The following is an 18,829-nucleotide window of genomic DNA, read 5'->3' as shown; positions in this document are numbered from 1 at the left end:
GTTTTAGTCTTTACTGAAAGCTTGCATTACTGATAAGGCATTATTATCAAAACTATACAAAGCCTGATTTTCGAATGTAGAACCGGTTGTCGATTGTGTTCCTTTAAAAGCAACCCATTCACCACCCCAATACGCAAAACCTTGCCCAAATTCTGACGCTTTTACTAAGTTTTTAATATCCGTTACAAAAGTTCTTTGCCCTGTTGGAGTTGCCGGATAACCTGGAACCAACTGATCACTTGTTCCCACGATATTATTCGTCTGATCATTATGCAATAAAGTAAAAGGATAAGCAGTTTCTGCAATCAAAACTTTTTTGCTGAATTTCTTTCCTAAAGCATCAATAGTATTTTTTACTTCGTTTAAATCTTTACCATGCCAAACAGGATAGTAGGATAAGCCGATATAGTCGTAATCAATGCTTTTCATTTTATTGAAAAACCAATCTGTACCGCCGCCATTTACACCGGCATAATGAACCATTATTTTTGTATTTGGCGCTTTACTGCGAATCGCAGCGCTTGCTGCAGATAACAAAGCGATACACTGTTGTTCGTTACTAATTAGATTTCCTTGTGGCCATAATAAACCGCTATTGATTTCATTACCAATCTGAATAATATCTGGATTAATTTCTGTAATTATCGAAGCGGTATAATTAGAAACTTCAGTTTTTAAATCGGCAAAAGATAATTTTTCCCATACTTTAGGAGTAGTCTGTATTCCCGGATCTGCCCAATCATCAGAATAATGAACGGTAAGCCAAACTCTTAAACCTGCTTGTCTTGCTTTTTGTGCCAATTGTTTTACTTCGCTGAAACCAGAACGACCGTTTACAGGATCTTTCCATAAACGAATTCGGACTGTATTAACACCCGCATTTCTAAGCGTTGTAAGCATTCCTTCGGCTTTGCCATTACTGTAAAATTTAGTTCCTAAAGCTTCCATTTGAGGGAGAAAAGAAACATCTGATGCTCTAATAAAAGTATCACTTGCATCTGGCGGATTAACAGCTTCTGTGTCTGTATTGTCATTACTTGAGCACGAAAACTGAATTGCCGTTATAACAAGTAACCCTAAAATTTTTATATATTTTTTCATGATAGAAGTTATGAATAATGAAATTTTGAATTTAAAACAAGTTCTTTTACTGTAAAGAAGAAGCCTCAAAAAGCTTATTGAGGCTTCAGTTATTTTAATTCAATTTATGGAGTTGGAATAAACATATAACGTCCATCTAAATCATTGAACCAGATTTCATATTTTCCGGCCTCAACAATTATATCTCCGCCATTGTCTCCCCAGCTTACATCCCAGCTATTGTTTGCTCTGAATTTCATTTTCCCTGCTTTTAGCGTTTGAGTCACTTTCCAGATATGAGCATCAAATGATGATTTTACTAAAGCAACATCCTGACTCCAACCTGCATCATCTCCTGTTAATACAGATCCTGTCATCGTAATTGTTGCATATGTTGTCATTGGTCCCGTGTACGGTGTAATTTTGTATGTTAATTCTTCAAGATTAACTTCAAAACTATAATAACCTGAAGCTGTAGTTGGGAAAACGCCTGGATCAGTATCTCCTTCTGTTGCTCTGTATTGTACTTTAGCACCATTTGTTCCGTAAGCTGGTGCCCAGAAACCAATTTGTTCTATTAATTTAAAACCATCTTTATTAAAAAACCCTGTATAATAGTGTTTTGCATTTTCTTTTGGGTCTCTGTAAATTGGCATATTGTTGCTTGTAACGCTCCAGCCTGCAGCAGTTCCAGGTCCTACTAAAAACAAATCGACTTTTGGGAAAACGCCTCTGTAAGGAGTTAAATTGATCGTTATTGGCGTAGAAAGTTTTGGCTCAGAAAGTGTTGTTCCAACAGTAGATTTAATTCTAACATCGATTGTTCCTTCAACACCTGGAGTAAGTCCAAGTGCAAGCGCTCTTGTGTTAAGTTCGGCCACTGTAATAGAAGCATGTGTAGAAGTTGAAGAGGTAATGTCTACCGGCGCGGCAAACTCCGTATTACTTGCCGCAAATTGTAAAGTATAGGTAACAATTGTTGGTGTACCGTAGCTTACTTTTTCCCAAGTAAAAGTCAAAGCCGTATTATTTGGCGTTTCTTTATTTAGAATAGTCGTTGAACCAACTTCTGGAGTTATCAAAGCGAAAGCCGCTTCCTGAGGTTCTAAAATCATTAAATTTTCTTCGTTTTCACAAGACCCAAGTCCTATAAGTACAACAACTGCTATAAAAATTTTGTATATAAGTTTCATTTTGTGTATCGTTTAAGTTAAAAAAGTTTTAGTAACCTGTATTTTGAGTTAAATTTCTATTAGCTCCCAATGAACCTTCAGGAATAGGAAAAACACTCATGTGAGAAGCAATAGCGATTCCTTTTGAAGAATTTCCTTTCCATGCCCAATTATAAGAGCCACCTGTATATTTTCCAAAACGAATTAAATCTTGTCTGCGGTGTGCTTCCCAGTGTAATTCTCTAGCCCTTTCATCAATTAAGAAATCAAGCGTTAACTCACTTAAAGTAATATTTCCAATAGTCAAATTATTATTAGCTCTTTGTCTTAAAGCATTTACATAATTTAATGCTTGGGTAGTTGTTCCGTTTCCGCCTCTTAAAGTAGCTTCTGCATACATTAAATAGACATCAGCTAATCTGAATAAAGGAAAATCAGTGTCAGCATAAGTAGAACTTACACCAGCTACTCCTGTCGAAGTTTTATTAGAAAACTTTGATAAAATATAACCTTGTGTTTTTACGCCAATATCATCAATATCAATAGACCTTTGTTTTCCTGGATCACCCGCAACACCTTTTCCGATTGTATTTCTAGTATCCTGGCTGAATTTAGCGCCATCAAATTTTTGAGCAAATTCTTTTCTAATTCTAAGCGCTCCAGTCCAACCGCCAACTCCAAAATCGGCACCATTGTTTTCCCATGCACCAATTTGTCCGTTTGTCAAAACCGTTGTTGCTCCCCAGTTTTGAGAAACTGCTCCATCTGACTGGATTCCGAAAATGATTTCTTGAGATGTGTTGTTGTCTGCTTTAAAATTATCTAGATATTTTGGTTTCAAAGTATAGCCGCTTGCAATGATTTCGTTGCACATTGTAATGCAATCATTAAAACGATTTGCCTGAATATAGACTTGTGCATTCAAATACATTTTAGCCAAAATCATGCGTGCCATAGATTGATCTACTCTTCCATATTCATTAGTTCTCGCTGCTTTTAATTCTGGTAAAACCGCTTTTAATTCGGTTTCGATATAATCAAACAATTGCTTTCTGTTTACCTCAGGTCCCGTAAAATTTACAGGGTCATTTTCGGTATACATTGGCGCTTTTCCAAATAAATCCATCATGTTATAATAAGCGTACGCTCTTAAAACACGAACCTCTTGACGGTAAAGGGCTATATCTGCCAAAGTTGTCGCATTTGTAATACCTCTTGAACTTAATTTTTCTGGTGTGCTTTGACGTAAGAACTCATTTGCATAAGCTACAGAAACCATTGTTCTACTGAACATTCCTAAAATAACAGGATTTGCAGGTGTCCAAATGTTACGTTGCAATTCTGCTGTTCCTCCATCATTTTCATAACTCCAAACCAATTCGTCTGTCGTTAATTCCTGCATGTATAATAAACATCTTGTAAACTGGCTTGTTCCAGCATCTACGCCTTCAAGAGAAGAATCATTAGGACCAATAACTCCCGTTAACGTTAGATTGCCATATACTCCGGCAAATGCCTTTTTGTATCCATCAGGTGTAGAAAATAATACATCAGAAGAAAGAACGTCGTCATCTTTCGAGACTACATTTAAATCATCTGTACAAGACTGAAAAATTACAGTCAATGTAACTATTGTTATTACTATATATTTTTTCATGATTTCGTTATTAAAATTTAAGATTAAGACCAAACAGTACTGATCGTTGTCTTGGATAAATCGTTTTGTCTACACCGTTATTTGTGATTTCAGGATCTAAACCACTGTATTTGGTAAGTACAAAAACATTCTGAACTCCCGTTGATACTCTTAATGAAGCTTTGCTGTTGAGCCAGTTCGATAAAGTATATCCTAACGTAATGTTGTCTAACTTCAAAAAAGAAGCATTTTCAATATAAATATCTGACAATACTACATTTGAAGTAGTCTGAAAATTAGTTTCTAATACCTGAGATGGAATATTACTTAAAACTCCTCCATTTTCCATAGCATCATATTGCGCTCTTCCAGCATCAACGGCGTTAAAAATTCGATTTCCAACACTTGCTCTTAAATTGAATGAAAAGTCAAACTTTTTGTAATTCATATTTGATGCAAATCCTAATGTGAAATCTGGATCCGGATTATTGTAAATGTATTTATCTGAGTCATTTTTGATATTGTCTCCATTCAAATCTGCAAAAGCACCATCGATTGGTTTTCCTTCGTTGTTGTATAATTGTTTGTATACGTAGAAAGAATATGGCGTATAACCTTCTCTAAAGATTTGTGAAGGAGTTCCCCTTCCCGCTATATTGTCTCCTAAAAAGATATCCGTTCCGTTAACCAGATTTTTGATTCTTCTTTCAAATTTGGCAATATTAAAATTCATATTCCAGTTAAAATTTTCTGTTTTAACTGCATTCGCGTTAAGTGTAAACTCTATTCCTTTTGTCGTAAAACTTCCAACATTTTGATAAACACGGTTAGAAAAATTGCTACCATCAGATATTGCAGCGTTTACTAATAAATCCTTAGATTCTTTATAGTAAACATCAAGTCCTGCAGACAAACGATTGTTCAAGAAACCAAAATCAAGACCTGCATTGTACGAAGTAGTTTCTTCCCATTTTAGATTGTTTGTTCTTTTTGAAGGAAGTGCAACCGGAACTGGACTTTCTCCAAAATAATACTCCGAATTTCCACTCCCAAGCTCGTATTTCTGCAAATACCCATTTGGTTCAGGAATATCCTGCTGTCCGGTAATACCATAACTCAATCTTAATTTTAAATCAGATAACACAGTGCTTTCCTTAAAGAAATCTTCTTTAATTTTCCATGCAAATGCTGCAGAAGGGAAATTCCCCCAACGATTTGCTTCTTCAAATCTTGAAGAACCATCTCTTCTGTATGACAGCGTTAATAAATATTTATCTCTAAAATTTAAATTTGTTCTAGCAAAAAATCCTAATAAAACAACATCTGTATCTAAAGTAGTTTCTGGAAACGTTGATGGCAAATCTGGATTCAAAATATTACCTGTTTCAAATTTTGAGCTTTGAAATTTTTGATACGAATAACCACCCGTCATTTCAAAATTCAAAGAACTGAACGTTTTATTATACACTAAATAAGTATCTAATAATTTATTTCTTCTGGTTTGTTCTGTATATTCATTTGTTCCATACGGAATATTGTTGTTTGATGGAGCAGAACCCGCATCAGCACCAACTAATCTTCTTCTATCTCCATTTGATTCATCAAAACCAACATTTACAACGGCTCTTAAAGCAGGTAAAAAATGGAATTTATAATCGATTTCGAAGTTTCCAAAAATTCTATCATTTGTTCCTCTGTCATTGGTATTCAACAATTGCGAAACAGGATTTCTTGCTGCAGTTGACACTAACGGATAATTACCGTTGGCATCAACACCTGTAGTATATTCAAAATACCCTCCGTAAGGCGCTCCCTCAACTTTTATAGGTTGTGTTGGGTCAAATCCAATAGCAGTTCCTTCAACACCATCTGTAAATCGGTTGATTTCGTTTGTATAATTAGCCGAAAGCCTCATTTTTAAATGATTGTCTAAGAAAGTCGGATTCATTACTAAACCAACGGTGTTTCTCTTAAAATTATTGGTTAGACGCAATCCCTGCTGATCTGTATTTCCCAACGTTAAACTAGTTGGAATAATATTGAACAAACTTCCTCTAAGGGCTAAACTTTGATCTATAGTTCCGGTATTTCTATAAATTGCTCTTTGCCAGTCTGTATTTGCTGTTCCTAGTTTATCAAGGTCGTCGCTTCTTCTGTCTGCAATAACGCTTCTAAATTCGTCTGCACTAAAAACATCTACCGTTTTAGTCAGCGAACCTGCAGCATATTGTACATTATAATCTACAGATAATGTTTTGCTTCCTTTTTTAGTGGTAATGATGATTACACCGTTTGCAGCACGCGAACCATAAATTGCAGAAGCCGACGCGTCTTTTAAAACCGTTATCGATTCAACAGTTGCAGGATTTAATGATGCTAAAAACGAAGAAGAACCTGTATTTGTTGCATTATCAAGAGGCAATCCGTCAATTACAATAAGAGGATCATTACTTGCAAAAAGCGAACTTCCTCCACGAATTCTAATTTGGGAACTAGAACCTGGAGCCCCGGTTGAATTTACTGTTAAACCAGCCACTCTTCCGTTAAGCAGATTTTCTGTTGTAATATTATTTCCTTTGTTAAAGTCTTTTGTAGTAAGAGCTGTAACAGATCCTGTAGCATCTTTCTTTTTGACGCTTCCGTATCCTACCTGAACAACTACTTCTTTTAGCTGATTTGTATCTTCTTCTAGATATACGGTTACATTTTTCTGTCCGCCAACGGCAATAGTTTGATTGACATAGCCAGTAAAGGAAATCATAATTTTACTATCTGCTTTTACTCCAGATAATTGAAATTTCCCGTCAAAGTCAGTAGAAGTGCTGCTATTAACACCTATTACTTTTATGTTTGCTCCCGGTATGGGTTGTTTGGAACCCTTTTCCAAGACGACACCATTGATTGTGTTCTGAGCAAAAACACAAAAAGGAAGTAAGAATAATAAAAGTAAAAATTTAGTTTTAATTCTTTTCATACTTTTTTAATTGGTTTGATTTAAGTTAGTTTTTGTTAATTCAGTTTGGGTAAAAAAAGATTGCACGGAATAAATCTAAAGAAACAATACCTGTTTTTGCACTAATTGTTTATTAGAATTACAAACTGTTTTATTTTTAAAATAAGATTAATCTTTTCTTTAGAATGAGGATAGGTTTCCTCTGTAAAGTTTAATTGGAGTGTTGGTCATTTTTAATTTGTTTTTGGTTAAGGTAATTAGTCAGTTTGTTTTTAATTGACTCGCTTTAAAAAAATAAAATATTATTATTCAAACGTTATAGCTTATCAACTCACACTGCAAATTAAGGATACAAAGAGTTTTTAAGACAGGGAAAAATTCATTTATAAAAGGGGACAATTTCGTAAAAATATAAATGGAGGACATTAGAAAAACACATTCTTCATTTTTTTAGTCTAAAAAAAATGACAAAATAAATAATTACCCATTAAAACAGCGTTTTTAACAATCTGTTACTTTGTAATATTTTAGGTCTATAGTTTCGAAAAAATTTTCTAAAAAAATGTAAAAACTTAATTTCTAGAAAGAGAGAAAAAGGTATAGAAATTACACCCCATAACCAACCTAAAAAACAAATGTTATTTTAACACACTAAATAATAAATACATTATTTTCGCAAAGCATATAGATATCACATTCATATAAAAATTGATACAGGTTACAGATCGGATCTCTTCAATTTTTCGTATATCAAGAAGCAACATGCTTTTTTAAAAATTTTCTATGAATAAGCTAACCTTATTTATTTTTATTGGTCTTCTTTATATAAATGCATTTGGGCAAAATTACCCAATAAGGCATCTTGATATCTCATCAGGACTTTCTAACAATTCTGTTGCGTCCATATATCAAGATCAAAATGGATACATGTGGTTTGGAACTTTTGATGGGCTTAACAGATATGATGGAAACGATTTTAAAATTTACCGTAATATACATACCGATCCTAATTCTATTCAAGGAAACGCCATAAGTTGCATTGAAGGTGACTATAAAAACAATTTATGGATAGGAACAACTGCTGGACCTGTTATTTTTAATGCAGAACGATCTTCTTTTAGTCCGTTGAAATATATTGGCATTGATAAAAAAGTTAAACCTTTACAAATTACTGCCTACGAAATAATTGCTGTACATTCTGAAAATATTATTCTTATTGCTACAAAAGAAGCCATTGTATTATATAAAGAAGGCGAGAAAACTGGAACAGCAATCCCATTTAATGGAAAATTAAATTATATAGCCCGCTCCATAGCTTACGACCAAAAGAAAAAAATCTTCTATGTTTTTATAACTGGAACTGGTCTTTGCCGATATGATATTAAATCAAAAAAAATAACACTTCTAAATAACAACATTACGGGTGCAAACTGTATAAAACTGACAAATAAAGGACTTTGGATTGGATCTGATGAAGGCGCGTACTTATACAATACAAACCTCAATAGCTATTCAAAAAATTACTTTCAGGAAAAAAAAGTAGTCCGTGATTTTTTTCAACAGGACAACAGGCTTTGGATTGCTACTGACGGCGCAGGACTTTACACTATCACAAAAAATCAGTCTACTCCTGTTTCTTATCAAGCAAGCGGTCCTGTTTCCTTACTAAACAGTAAATCGCTGTATGATATTTTCGAAAGTAAAAACGGAGAAATGTGGTTTGGAACTTTACGCGGCGGTGTTAGTATGATGGGAAAAAAACCGCTCTATTTTAATCATTTTAAAAGCAAAGACCCACAAACTAATAAAGAAGACGAAGATCCAGCTGCCAATTTCATGCTTTCTTTTTGTGAAGATGAAAAGAAAAACATTTGGATTGGTACAGATGGCGCAGGAATGCGATACTGGAACAGAAAGCAAAACACCTATGATGTCTACTCTACCACATCATCAGCCGGCAGAAAACTTCAAAGCAATTTTGTTACCAGTATAGTCAGAGATTCTGATAATGCGATTTGGGTCGCCATGTGGAAAGGTGGTGTATGCCGTATAGATCCAAAATCAAAGGCAATACAGAATTTTTCAATCTATAATCAATTTACTAAAAAAGCAGAACAGGAATCATGGCTATTGTTTTTAGATTCAAAAAATACGCTATGGCTTGCCGTAACAAATGCTGGCGCATTATATCAGTTTGATAGAAAACAAAATAAGTTCATCTGCTACAGCAACACTTTACGCGACGTAACTTGTCTTTATGAAACCAAAGACGGGAAAATCTGGGGAGGAACTTTCAATTCTTTTTTTGAAATAGATTCGAAAACAAAAAACATTAAAAACTATCATTCTGATTACAACATTAGATGTATAACAGAGGATCAAAATAACAATCTTTGGATTGGCACGGTAGAAGGCGGTCTGCTTTTATTTGATAGAAAAACAGGAACTACTAAAAAATATACGACTCAAAACGGTCTTCCAAGCAATACCATATTACGTCTTTTAGAAGATAAAGAAGGAAATTTATGGATGAGTACGTATCATGGAATCTCTAGATTTAATCCAAAGAATAATACTTTCAGAAATTTTGGCACCACTGACGGACTGCAGGGTACTCAATTTAGCTGGAATGCGGGTACAAAACTTTCTACTGGAGAATTTATTTTTGGAGGTCTAAACGGATTCAATGTTTTTCATCCAGATAATATAAAAGATAAAAAAAATACAGGCAGATTTTTATTAAATGATTTGCTGGTAAACAATCAGTCTTTACAATTGGATAGCCATTATATAAGAGAAAAAAAACTCGAAATGATAAGTAGTGTCGAGCTTCCTTATGATAAATCGGCATTAAGTTTTGATTTTGTCTATCTGGATTATATTAATTCTGAAAAAATCAATACCGCTTATTTTCTAGAAGGCTGGGATAAAACCTGGAATTATACTTCAAAAAATAACAGAGCAAGTTATTCTCGATTGACTGAAGGAACTTATGTTTTTAAAGTAAAAACAACCGATGTTTTTGGAAATTGGACAAATGAAGTAACGCTGGCAACAGTAAAAATTCTTCCGCCTTGGTACAGAACTTGGTGGGCATATACATTTTATTTAATCGGCATAATTGCTGCGATTTACGCTTACGTCGGCTATCATAAAAATAAGGAAAGACTTCGCTATGAAATAAAACTCGCTCGTATGGAGCACACAAAAGATAAGGAACATGCAGAGAAACAGTTTTCTATGTTTACTTATATGGCTCATGAATTGCGTACTCCTTTGTCTTTAATCATAAATCCGCTTAAAAGCGCAATTGAAAGAAAAAATCGTACTGAAGATAATCTTGACCTAAATCTAGCCTATAGAAATGCTAAAAGGCTATTGAGTCTTACAGATCAATTACTGCTGTTTAGAAAAGCGGATGCAGATCTTGATGAACTTAAAATTTCGAAGATTAATTTAAATTTACTTTGCAAAGAAATCTACGAAAGCTTTACACAAATGGCTACTGTTAAAAATCTAAATTATCAATTTATTGAAAATGAAACAGCGACTGAAATATTTGGCGATTATGAAAAAATAGAGATTACACTATTCAATTTAATCTCTAATGCTTTCAAATTCACTCCAAACAAAGGATCGATTACCATTGAAGTAATCGAAAATATTGCCGATGTTTCGATAATTATATCGGATACTGGAAGCGGTATCGATGAAAAAGATATTGAAACTATTTTTGAAAAATTCAAACAAATTCAGTCCAAATCTACCAATGGTTTTGGAATTGGTCTTTATATTGCCAAATATTTTGTGAATAAACATCATGGGGAAATCATCTGTAAAAGTAAAGTTGGCGAAGGCACATCATTCCTAATTACGCTTCCAAAAGGAAATAATCATTTTGCAGAAATGAACATCAGCGAAAATCATCCGCACATGTCATCACTTGTAGGAGAACTTCTTGAAGGAATACCGGTTGCTCATCAAAATACACATGAAAAAAGAACAGAACCATCCTATCCAGAAATTCTTCAGGAAGAGTTAATCAGTACAAAAAAAACACTGGTTATTGTGGAAGACAATCCTGAAATGAATCATTATCTGGTGCAGCTTTTCTCTAAAAACTATGTTGTTTATGCTGCCGCTAATGGTATTGAAGGATTAAAACTGGTAGAAAAACATATGCCAGATATTGTACTGAGCGACATTTCTATGGAAGGCATGAACGGTTTGGATTTATGCAAAAAAATCAAACAAAACGATGATTTGAGCCATATTCCTGTAATACTTCTTACGGCTACTACCAGCAACGACATTCATTTGCAAAGCATTACAGAAGGTGCCGACGATTATGTTACCAAACCTTTTGACAGTGATATACTCTTGGCAAGAGTAGACTCTGTAATTCGAAACAGAGGGCAATTGCGCAAGTATTTCTTAGACAGTATTACGCTTCACGAAAATGTGAATAAAGTTCCTACTGAATACAAAGAGTTTCTTGATAAATGTATCGAAATCATAGAAGCTAATCTTGAAAACAGCGAATTTAACCTAAAGAGTTTCTCTACCGCAATGGGCATGAGCCATTCAAGTCTTTACAAAAAGATTAAGGCAATTTCTGGACAGACCGTAAATGTTTTTATTCGATCTATCAGAATCCGCAGGGCTGCAGTAATCATGCTTACTGAAAACATTAATATTGCCCAGGTTGGTCCTCAGGTGGGCATAGAAGATCAACGATATTTCCGTCAGCAGTTCATAAAATTGTTTGGAATGAAACCTTCAGAATATATCAAAAAATATCGGAATTCTTTTAACAAGGAGTTGAATGTCATTCAGAAAAAGGACACTATATAACTGAAATCCTGATTAGATCATGGTTTGTAGCTATCTTTAATTTTGCCAGAAAAAACTATGGCAGATTAGGATGCATTACAAAATTATAGATTTGTTGTTCGAATAATGCGAAAAATTGGTTTATTTCTACCTTTCGACTAATATGATGGTGCCCACAAGTTAAGCAGTTGGTCTTCCTACTAAGACTTTACAAATTGAATACACTCATTAATAATGCACTAATGAAAATAGAAATTAATAAAAAATATCAGTCAAGTTTAATTGCAAATACTGATCTTCATGCAGGTGGTTTGTTTTTTTGTATAATCTACCAAAATCAGCTAGAGTTCTTTGAGCATGGTAAAGTTGAGCTAACAAAAAAGGTCGTTGATGCCTTTCGCCCTATGGATGAGCATGATGTTAAACGTTTACAAAATTATAAGATTGTTGGAAATTACTCATTTAATGATAGAGGATATTTGGTTTGTAAGTTTGAGGATTTATTTTGGACATTTACCGGATTGTCTACTGAAAAAGATAGTTCAATTATTCCCTTTAACATTTATGATAGTCGCTTACTAAATAGATGGGGAGAAGTTTATAAGCTTGAAGAAATTATTTAGTGACAACGGTTTTTCAAGTATTATTGCTTCTTTTCGCTTGTTTTACAATCTCGATTGCGCAAATTAGATATAATCCAATAATTGATCTTTGCAGAATAGCAAGTTAATAAGTATTTAAATAAGAAAAGAAATTTACCTATTATTGGAATAATTTACAAATTTTGTAGGCCCACTCTACCATTCGAACCTTTCAATATCTTAAAAACATAATGTTTCAACAAATACTTGATTATATAAATCAATGTAAAAATTAAAACAAACACAGCGAAGCTGCTAAAAATGAGGCGAAAAATATAAGTGTCTTCCGCCAGCTGGCCCTACTCTATTTTTTCTCTTTTTGATTTGTGATTCAATCAAAGATGCACATTTAAACCTCCAAAGCTGAATTGTAGTACCATCAACTGCTATTCCATGCATTTTCTCTACACACAAATACCTGTAAATCAAAATTTTAAATAAAAAAAACTAAAAAATAATTGCTTTGCGATAACAATGACCTTTGCTATTCATTTAATATTTTTTGAAGCTTTAAAGATAATATACTTCCCATAGATTCGATATAACCTAATAATACCACTACACCATAATAATTATTCATCCTCAACAGATTTTGTCTTAGTTGTATGTGTGTAATATATTGCCATACCTGTAAAAAGCAATCCTCCAACGATATTTCCCGCAGTAACAATTAACTGGTTATACAGCCACCAATCCCCTAAACTTACTTTAGCTCCAAACATCATTCCTGCTGGAATCACAAACATATTGACTACCGCATGTTCATATCCCAATGCAAAAAAGATAAAAATAGGAATGCCTGCCGCCAATATTTTTCCTAATGTTGACTTTGAAGTCATTGACATAATCACTCCCATACAAACCATCCAATTACACAGAATAGCCTTAACAAAAGCCGAAAAGAGTCCTAAAATTCCATGGCCAGCATAACCAATAGTTTTTTTCTCACTGATTTTGATTATCGCCTGCTCAATTAACCCCAATTCTTTTATCTGTCCAGTCTCCGTACTAGCCGCCCAAAATAAAACTGCAAATAATAAGCTCCCAAGTAAATTACCTATAAATACCCAACTTAGATTTTTAATCATTTTGCAACCTGATATTTTACCCTCAAGCCAAGCTAATGGTACTAGCGAAAAACTCCCTGTCACTAATTCAAGACCAAGAATAACGATTATTACAAATCCCACAGGAAATACAAATGCCCCGATAAGACTTAAAGAAGTTTGTGCAGTTGCCATCAAGGCAAGAGCCACGGAAATTGCCAGTAGAGCACCCGATAGAGCCCCTCTAATTAATAGATCTCTGATACATAATTCTGCTTTTTTGACCGCTGTGGCCATCATATTTTCTGCAACCTCATGAGGTGTGATATAGTCCATCATTTTTAAAGATTTAGATTAACATTCTACTTATACTTAGAAATAAAAAAATAAATACGTATAACAATCAATACAAAAATAAGTATTAATACTTATAAATACGTATTTTTTTTAAGATTTTTAAAATATTTGTGAAAATATCTAAATCGGTTTTTCAATTTCTACTAAAAAACTTGCTATTGCTTTTTACTCCCAAGATATAACACTGATTATAAATAATTTAAATATTAAAAAAAGTGTTTACATGGTAAAAATTTAGGCTACCCAGCAACATCATAACAACACAGGTATTGGAGAGGATACATTTTCTACCACAAAAGCTAAGGCATTTTTTTGATATTACACCCGTCTAAGTTTTATGGCAGAATCGTAGCACAGAATTATTCCAAAAATGTAAAGCCGGCAAAATAACCCTGTTCTTATTTAAAGTCCGAATCGCAGAACGACCGCAACTTTTGCAAGAGTCTCTATTTGATTTGAACTCTTTAAATTATTTTTTTTTTCTATAAAAGCTTCTAATTTTTCTGAGAAAACAAATTGTATTTTACTTGTTGTTAAAATGATATAAAAAAGTGGTTTTCCTCAATATTTCCATTTTTTGATAGTAAAGATGCTAATACGCTTAACTAATTTATTGAGTCACAAAAAAACTCTTTTTAAGCCTTTCTCTAAATAATTTGAAAATGGTTATATTTAGCTATTGTAGCCCCTTTCTTTAGAAACTACATTTACAAAAAAATAATATCCAAAATATTAAGTTTAATTCAATATGACTAATCGTTATAGACTTTCTTATCTAAACTAGTCGACTCATTGCAGAACAACCTAAATCAAGAATTTCAGAATGACCTTTTAAAAATTGATAATGAAAAAATTAACTCTCTTTTGGTTTACACTATTAATCCCTTTTATCACATTTAGTCAAAGTATTACAAAAGTATGGGAGTCAGATTCTCTTTTCTTAAAACCTGAATCGGCATTTTATGACTCTTCAAAAAAGATTCTCTACATCTCAAATATAAATGGTGAGTATCTTGCAAAAGATGGCAACGGATTTATTTCCAAACTTAAAACAAATGGCGAAATAGAAGTTTTAAAATGGGTTGATGGATTAGATAACCCTCAGGGAATGGGATTGTATAAGAGAAAATTATATGTCGCAGATATTAACAGAGTGGTCCAGATAAATACCGAAACAGCTAAAATTGAGAAAGTATATCATATAGATAATGCCATATTCCTTAACGATATAGCAATAGACGCCAATGGAGATATTTACGTTTCTGACTGTTTTGGTAATAAGATTTATAAAATATCAAACGGAAAAATAAATATATGGAATGAATCTGATTTTCTTTCTAAGCCTAATGGATTATTATGTACTAAAAAGGATCTCTTAGTGTTGAATATGGAAAGTAAAACTGCATTCGCCATAAACAAACTGACCCAAAAATATCATCAGATTTTTAGCGGAATTGATAATCTGGATGGTATTGTAAGTAATGGCAAAAATGGATATATCGTTTCTGGAGCTTGGCAGGGACAGCTCTTTAATATTGATGAAGATGGAAACAAAACATTGATAATTGACTTAGGAAAAGAAAAAATTATTACTGCAGACATTGAATACATTGCAAATGATAATTTACTCATTGTGCCTACTTTAAATAAAACTGTAATAGGATTCCGCTTGGGAAAATAAAAACTTTTAAATAATATCTAAAGGCACACAATAGCATTTGTTATAACGGGACTATATGCTGCTGTATGTAGAAAATAAAGCTGTAACCAATGTCTTCAAAATAAAAAACTAGAGTTATTAAGCTATAAAAACACAAGAGAACAACAAAATCTCTTGTTGATGTCTTTCTTTTCCAAATAACGAAGTTTTATACTAAACCACATTTTTCTTTATAATATTGAAGTTCCTTATCTGTTTTGAAAAGAAGTTTTTCTAGGAGCTCAATCTTATCTTCGTAAAGCTTTTTAACTGTGTTAAAACTTATGTCACTAGACCTATCACTTACAGCATAATTTTGGGCTTCAACAAAATAACTACTTCTTTCAAACTTAATTATACTTTCTATTGGCAATTCTAAAATAACAGACAGTTGTTCAAGTTTTTCAATACTTAGACTTGCTGTTCCTTTTTCAATTTTACTATAACCAGCCTGAGTCATTTCGAGCCGACCTGCCACATATTGCTGTGTATAATTTTTTAATTCTCTTATACTTTTAATCTTATTCCCTATTGACACCTTTATCATACTTAATTTTATTGGCTTTTATTAATTATTGCTTTCTGACAAAATTAAGTTAGGAAACAAAAAACAGCAATAACATTTGTTTACGTTTTCACGTAAAAATTACTCAATACCTCGCTTCAGACGACTTAAATGAACAGGGCTGATATTGAGATAGGAGGCGATATAATGCTGAGACACTCGAATAAGTATTTTTGGATAAGCAGCGTTCATACTGTTGTAGCGCTGCAAAGGAGTCTGCGTATAAAGCCCCTTAATTTTCTCATTCATCATAAAAAAATAATCCTCCGCAATAAGCCTTCCTAACTTCTCTCCATTCCGAAGGTTACTGTAAAGCAGTCTCAGCATATCGTAAGTAATGACTAAAACAGTAGTGTTTTCAAGAGCCTGAATATATAAATCGGCAACAATCTCTTTTAAAAAGCTTTGGTAATCTGTCGCAAAGGTATTTTCTAGTGAAAAATGGAATGTTTTTTCATCATCATTCTGATCAATAAAATAAATCCTTAATAAACCTTTCAATACAAAATATATTTCGCCACAAACATCCCCTTTAGAAAGGATTATTTCTTTTTTTTTGATTTTTTTTAATGTAAACATCGATTTACAATACGCCCATTCCACATCATCAATTTCTATATAATGACGTATTAATTCATATATGCTTCCAAATTCCTGGCTCATATTTTCTTTTAAATTTCAATTAATACTATTCACTTTTAATAACGCTTTAAGAACTTTTATTATTTTGAATGCCAAATAAATAATATGTTAGCACATAAGAATTTCAAAGTTATATGCATTAAACACAACATGGAGCTATCTCCAATTTCGCTACATTAAGCTATGCTTACTTAGAAGTCAACTTCATTTTTGAAGTACAGTCTGCTAACTATAAGAATTATCTTCCAATGCCTACGAATACTGTTGATAAATATCTAAAAACTTAAAAATATAGTCCAATTAATATCCATCATAAAAATATTGTGTACATTTATTTTTAAAGGTTCTTAAACTTTTCTTTTTGTAATACATTTATTTTTAATCATGACTGCTTCTATAACGCCGGTTCCTCTCAATGAAACTGAACGCCTTAATGCCTTAAAACGCTATAATATACTAGATACACTTCCTGATCAGGTTTTTGATGATGCTACAGCGCTGGTTTCTTACATCTGCGGGGTTCCGATAGCTTATATATCTTTTATTGATGAAAACCGTCAGTGGTTCAAATCAAAGGTTGGATTCGATATTTCCGAAATACCACGAGAAATCACTTTCTCTCGCTATACCATCATGGATTCCAAAATAGTAGAAATTCCCGATACCCTACTGAGTGAGCGCTTCAAAGATGACCCCAATGTAACAGGCGGCCATAAGATAAGATTCTATGTCGGAATGCCTATCACAACTCCAGACGGATACGTTATAGGAGTCTTATGTGCTGTAGACCATGAGCCTAGAGAATTAAATGAAAACCAGCGAAATGCCCTTACCATTGTAGCTCGACATGTAATCAATACTCTGGAACTAGGCAACAAAAACAATGAACTTTCTCAGCAGAAAAATATAGCCGACCGTGCCGTAGCGGCTAAAGAGAATTTCCTAGCCAATATGAGTCATGAGATTCGAACACCTCTTAATGCAGTAATTGGTTTTACCGAACTTTTGGCTGCAACCAGTCTCGATAAACAACAGCTGGATTTTGTAAAAGATGTAAAGATTGCAGGAGAGAACTTACTACTTATTGTTAATGACATTCTGGATCTCTCTAAAATTGAATCAGGAAGCCTAACGTTGGAGCAACGACCATTTGAGCTTAAGAAAGTGCTTAAACATGTCTATGACCTTCTCAAGGTAAAAGTGCGAGATGGAGTAGACTTTAACCTTTATCTAGATGCAGAACTGCCAGAAATAATTTCCGGCGACCCAGGCAGGCTCAATCAGATATTGGTAAATCTGGCTGGCAACGCTCTTAAGTTTACCATGGAAGGAGAAGTGACTATCTCTGTAAAAAAAACAGCAGAAACAGACGATAGCTATCAGATACGCTTTCTGGTAAAAGATACTGGTATCGGCATATCACAGAAGCATCTTAATACTATTTTCGGGCGATTCACTCAGGCTGAGCAGAGCACAACTAGAAAATTCGGTGGTACGGGACTTGGGCTTAGCATTGTAAAACAGCTTGTACAACTGCATGATTCGAATATTCATGTCAAAAGCCTCGAAGGAAGCGGATCAGAGTTTTATTTCACCGTATCTTATAAAAAAGCAGTATTGGAAACTGACCATCCAGAAACCAAAATGGTCAACAATCTCGGTAGGCTCAATATACTCCTGTGTGAAGACAATTACCTCAATCAGAAACTGGCTCAAAATGTAATCGAAGGATTCGGATTTAAAATTGACATAGCCGAAAACGGCAATCAGGGAATTGAGCTGCTTTCGCGAAACGAATATGATCTCGTGCTTATGGATTTGCAGATGCCAATTCGAGACGGCTATCAGACCACACAATATATTCGTAGAGAGATGAAAAAATCTATTCCAATTATCGCAATGACTGCACATTCTATGGCAGGAGAGCAAAACCGATGCTTGGATGCTGGCATGAACGGTTATATCCCTAAACCATTTAAGCAGTATGAGCTTTTGGAAACCATAAAATCAGTACTTAAAAAAAGAATATAATCCTTTAAAGTAACTCATAAGGCAATATTATGGAAAATGAAAAAATGACATGAGGCAAAAAAAAATCCTCATCAAGTCAATGATGAGGATTCCTAAAGAAAGGCGACGACATACTCTCCCACAATGATGCAGTACCATCTGCGCAGGCGGGCTTAACTTCTCTGTTCGGAATGG

Annotated in this window: 11 protein-coding genes and 1 rRNA gene; 4 read left to right on the top strand and 8 right to left on the bottom strand. The window is 33.7% G+C overall.

The annotated features are described in order from the left end of the window. Positions 1–3: 3 nt before the first annotated feature. From ACFFLS_RS05240 to ACFFLS_RS05225, 4 genes are all read right to left on the bottom strand, one after another. A complete protein-coding gene (locus ACFFLS_RS05240) occupies positions 4–1,101 on the bottom strand; it encodes a glycoside hydrolase family 53 protein (RefSeq protein ID WP_379682373.1) in 1,098 nt (365 codons plus the stop codon). A gap of 104 nt (positions 1,102–1,205) precedes the next feature. After that, positions 1,206–2,273 (bottom strand): SusE domain-containing protein, encoded by a 1,068-nt coding sequence (locus tag ACFFLS_RS05235; protein ID WP_379682374.1) that lies wholly within the window; start codon positions 2,271–2,273, stop codon positions 1,206–1,208. Between the two features lie 28 nt (positions 2,274–2,301). Then, positions 2,302–3,909, bottom strand: a complete 1,608-nt coding sequence (locus ACFFLS_RS05230; RefSeq protein WP_379682375.1) for a RagB/SusD family nutrient uptake outer membrane protein — start codon at positions 3,907–3,909, stop codon at positions 2,302–2,304. 10 nt (positions 3,910–3,919) lie between these two features. Next, entirely contained in the window at positions 3,920–6,862 is a 2,943-nt protein-coding gene (locus tag ACFFLS_RS05225) for a SusC/RagA family TonB-linked outer membrane protein (RefSeq protein WP_379682376.1), read from the bottom strand. A 762-nt stretch (positions 6,863–7,624) separates the two neighbouring features. Between ACFFLS_RS05225 and ACFFLS_RS05220 the strand changes: the two genes are divergently transcribed. Together ACFFLS_RS05220 and ACFFLS_RS05215 are read left to right on the top strand one after the other, a co-directional pair. Then, positions 7,625–11,695, top strand: coding sequence for a hybrid sensor histidine kinase/response regulator transcription factor (locus ACFFLS_RS05220; protein ID WP_379682377.1), 4,071 nt, complete (start codon positions 7,625–7,627; stop codon positions 11,693–11,695). A 221-nt stretch (positions 11,696–11,916) separates the two neighbouring features. Then, complete coding sequence (locus ACFFLS_RS05215; RefSeq protein WP_379682378.1) at positions 11,917–12,297, top strand: hypothetical protein; 381 nt, start codon at positions 11,917–11,919, stop codon at positions 12,295–12,297. Between the two features lie 590 nt (positions 12,298–12,887). Here ACFFLS_RS05215 and ACFFLS_RS05210 read toward each other — a convergent pair. After that, complete coding sequence (locus ACFFLS_RS05210) at positions 12,888–13,700, bottom strand: formate/nitrite transporter family protein (RefSeq protein WP_379682379.1); 813 nt, start codon at positions 13,698–13,700, stop codon at positions 12,888–12,890. Between the two features lie 862 nt (positions 13,701–14,562). On the opposite strand from ACFFLS_RS05210, the gene ACFFLS_RS05205 reads away from it, so the two are divergent. Continuing rightward, positions 14,563–15,399 carry an SMP-30/gluconolactonase/LRE family protein gene (locus tag ACFFLS_RS05205; protein ID WP_379682380.1) on the top strand — a complete coding sequence of 279 codons (837 nt, stop codon included), beginning with the start codon at positions 14,563–14,565 and terminating at the stop codon, positions 15,397–15,399. A gap of 187 nt (positions 15,400–15,586) precedes the next feature. Here the strand turns inward: ACFFLS_RS05205 and ACFFLS_RS05200 are convergent, their stop codons facing one another. Then, positions 15,587–15,964, bottom strand: a complete 378-nt coding sequence (locus ACFFLS_RS05200; RefSeq protein WP_379682381.1) for a helix-turn-helix domain-containing protein — start codon at positions 15,962–15,964, stop codon at positions 15,587–15,589. A 99-nt stretch (positions 15,965–16,063) separates the two neighbouring features. Further along, positions 16,064–16,645, bottom strand: a complete 582-nt coding sequence (locus ACFFLS_RS05195) for a Crp/Fnr family transcriptional regulator (RefSeq protein ID WP_379682382.1) — start codon at positions 16,643–16,645, stop codon at positions 16,064–16,066. A 363-nt stretch (positions 16,646–17,008) separates the two neighbouring features. Here ACFFLS_RS05195 and ACFFLS_RS05190 point away from each other — a divergent pair, with 363 nt between their 5' ends. After that, complete coding sequence (locus tag ACFFLS_RS05190) at positions 17,009–18,655, top strand: GAF domain-containing hybrid sensor histidine kinase/response regulator (RefSeq protein ID WP_379682383.1); 1,647 nt, start codon at positions 17,009–17,011, stop codon at positions 18,653–18,655. A gap of 97 nt (positions 18,656–18,752) precedes the next feature. On the opposite strand, the gene rrf is transcribed toward ACFFLS_RS05190, so the two are convergent. Further along, positions 18,753–18,829: ribosomal RNA gene (gene rrf, locus ACFFLS_RS26110) — 5S ribosomal RNA — on the bottom strand; the annotation flags it as partial.

The sequence above is a fragment of the Flavobacterium procerum genome, assembly GCF_042431625.1.
GTDB classification, from domain to species: Bacteria; Bacteroidota; Bacteroidia; order Flavobacteriales; family Flavobacteriaceae; genus Flavobacterium; species Flavobacterium procerum.
This window is presented reverse-complemented; position numbering and strand designations above follow the sequence as displayed.

Excerpts from the sequence above, each read along its gene's own strand:
- ACFFLS_RS05240 (WP_379682373.1), bottom strand. The coding sequence starts at position 1,101 with ATGAAAAAATATATAAAAATTTTAGGGTTACTTGTTATAACGGCAATT.
- ACFFLS_RS05235 (WP_379682374.1), bottom strand. The coding sequence starts at position 2,273 with ATGAAACTTATATACAAAATTTTTATAGCAGTTGTTGTACTTATAGGA.
- ACFFLS_RS05230 (WP_379682375.1), bottom strand. The coding sequence starts at position 3,909 with ATGAAAAAATATATAGTAATAACAATAGTTACATTGACTGTAATTTTT.
- ACFFLS_RS05225 (WP_379682376.1), bottom strand. The coding sequence starts at position 6,862 with ATGAAAAGAATTAAAACTAAATTTTTACTTTTATTATTCTTACTTCCT.
- ACFFLS_RS05220 (WP_379682377.1), top strand. The coding sequence starts at position 7,625 with ATGAATAAGCTAACCTTATTTATTTTTATTGGTCTTCTTTATATAAAT.
- ACFFLS_RS05215 (WP_379682378.1), top strand. The coding sequence starts at position 11,917 with ATGAAAATAGAAATTAATAAAAAATATCAGTCAAGTTTAATTGCAAAT.
- ACFFLS_RS05210 (WP_379682379.1), bottom strand. The coding sequence starts at position 13,700 with ATGATGGACTATATCACACCTCATGAGGTTGCAGAAAATATGATGGCC.
- ACFFLS_RS05205 (WP_379682380.1), top strand. The coding sequence starts at position 14,563 with ATGAAAAAATTAACTCTCTTTTGGTTTACACTATTAATCCCTTTTATC.
- ACFFLS_RS05200 (WP_379682381.1), bottom strand. The coding sequence starts at position 15,964 with ATGATAAAGGTGTCAATAGGGAATAAGATTAAAAGTATAAGAGAATTA.
- ACFFLS_RS05195 (WP_379682382.1), bottom strand. The coding sequence starts at position 16,645 with ATGAGCCAGGAATTTGGAAGCATATATGAATTAATACGTCATTATATA.
- ACFFLS_RS05190 (WP_379682383.1), top strand. The coding sequence starts at position 17,009 with ATGACTGCTTCTATAACGCCGGTTCCTCTCAATGAAACTGAACGCCTT.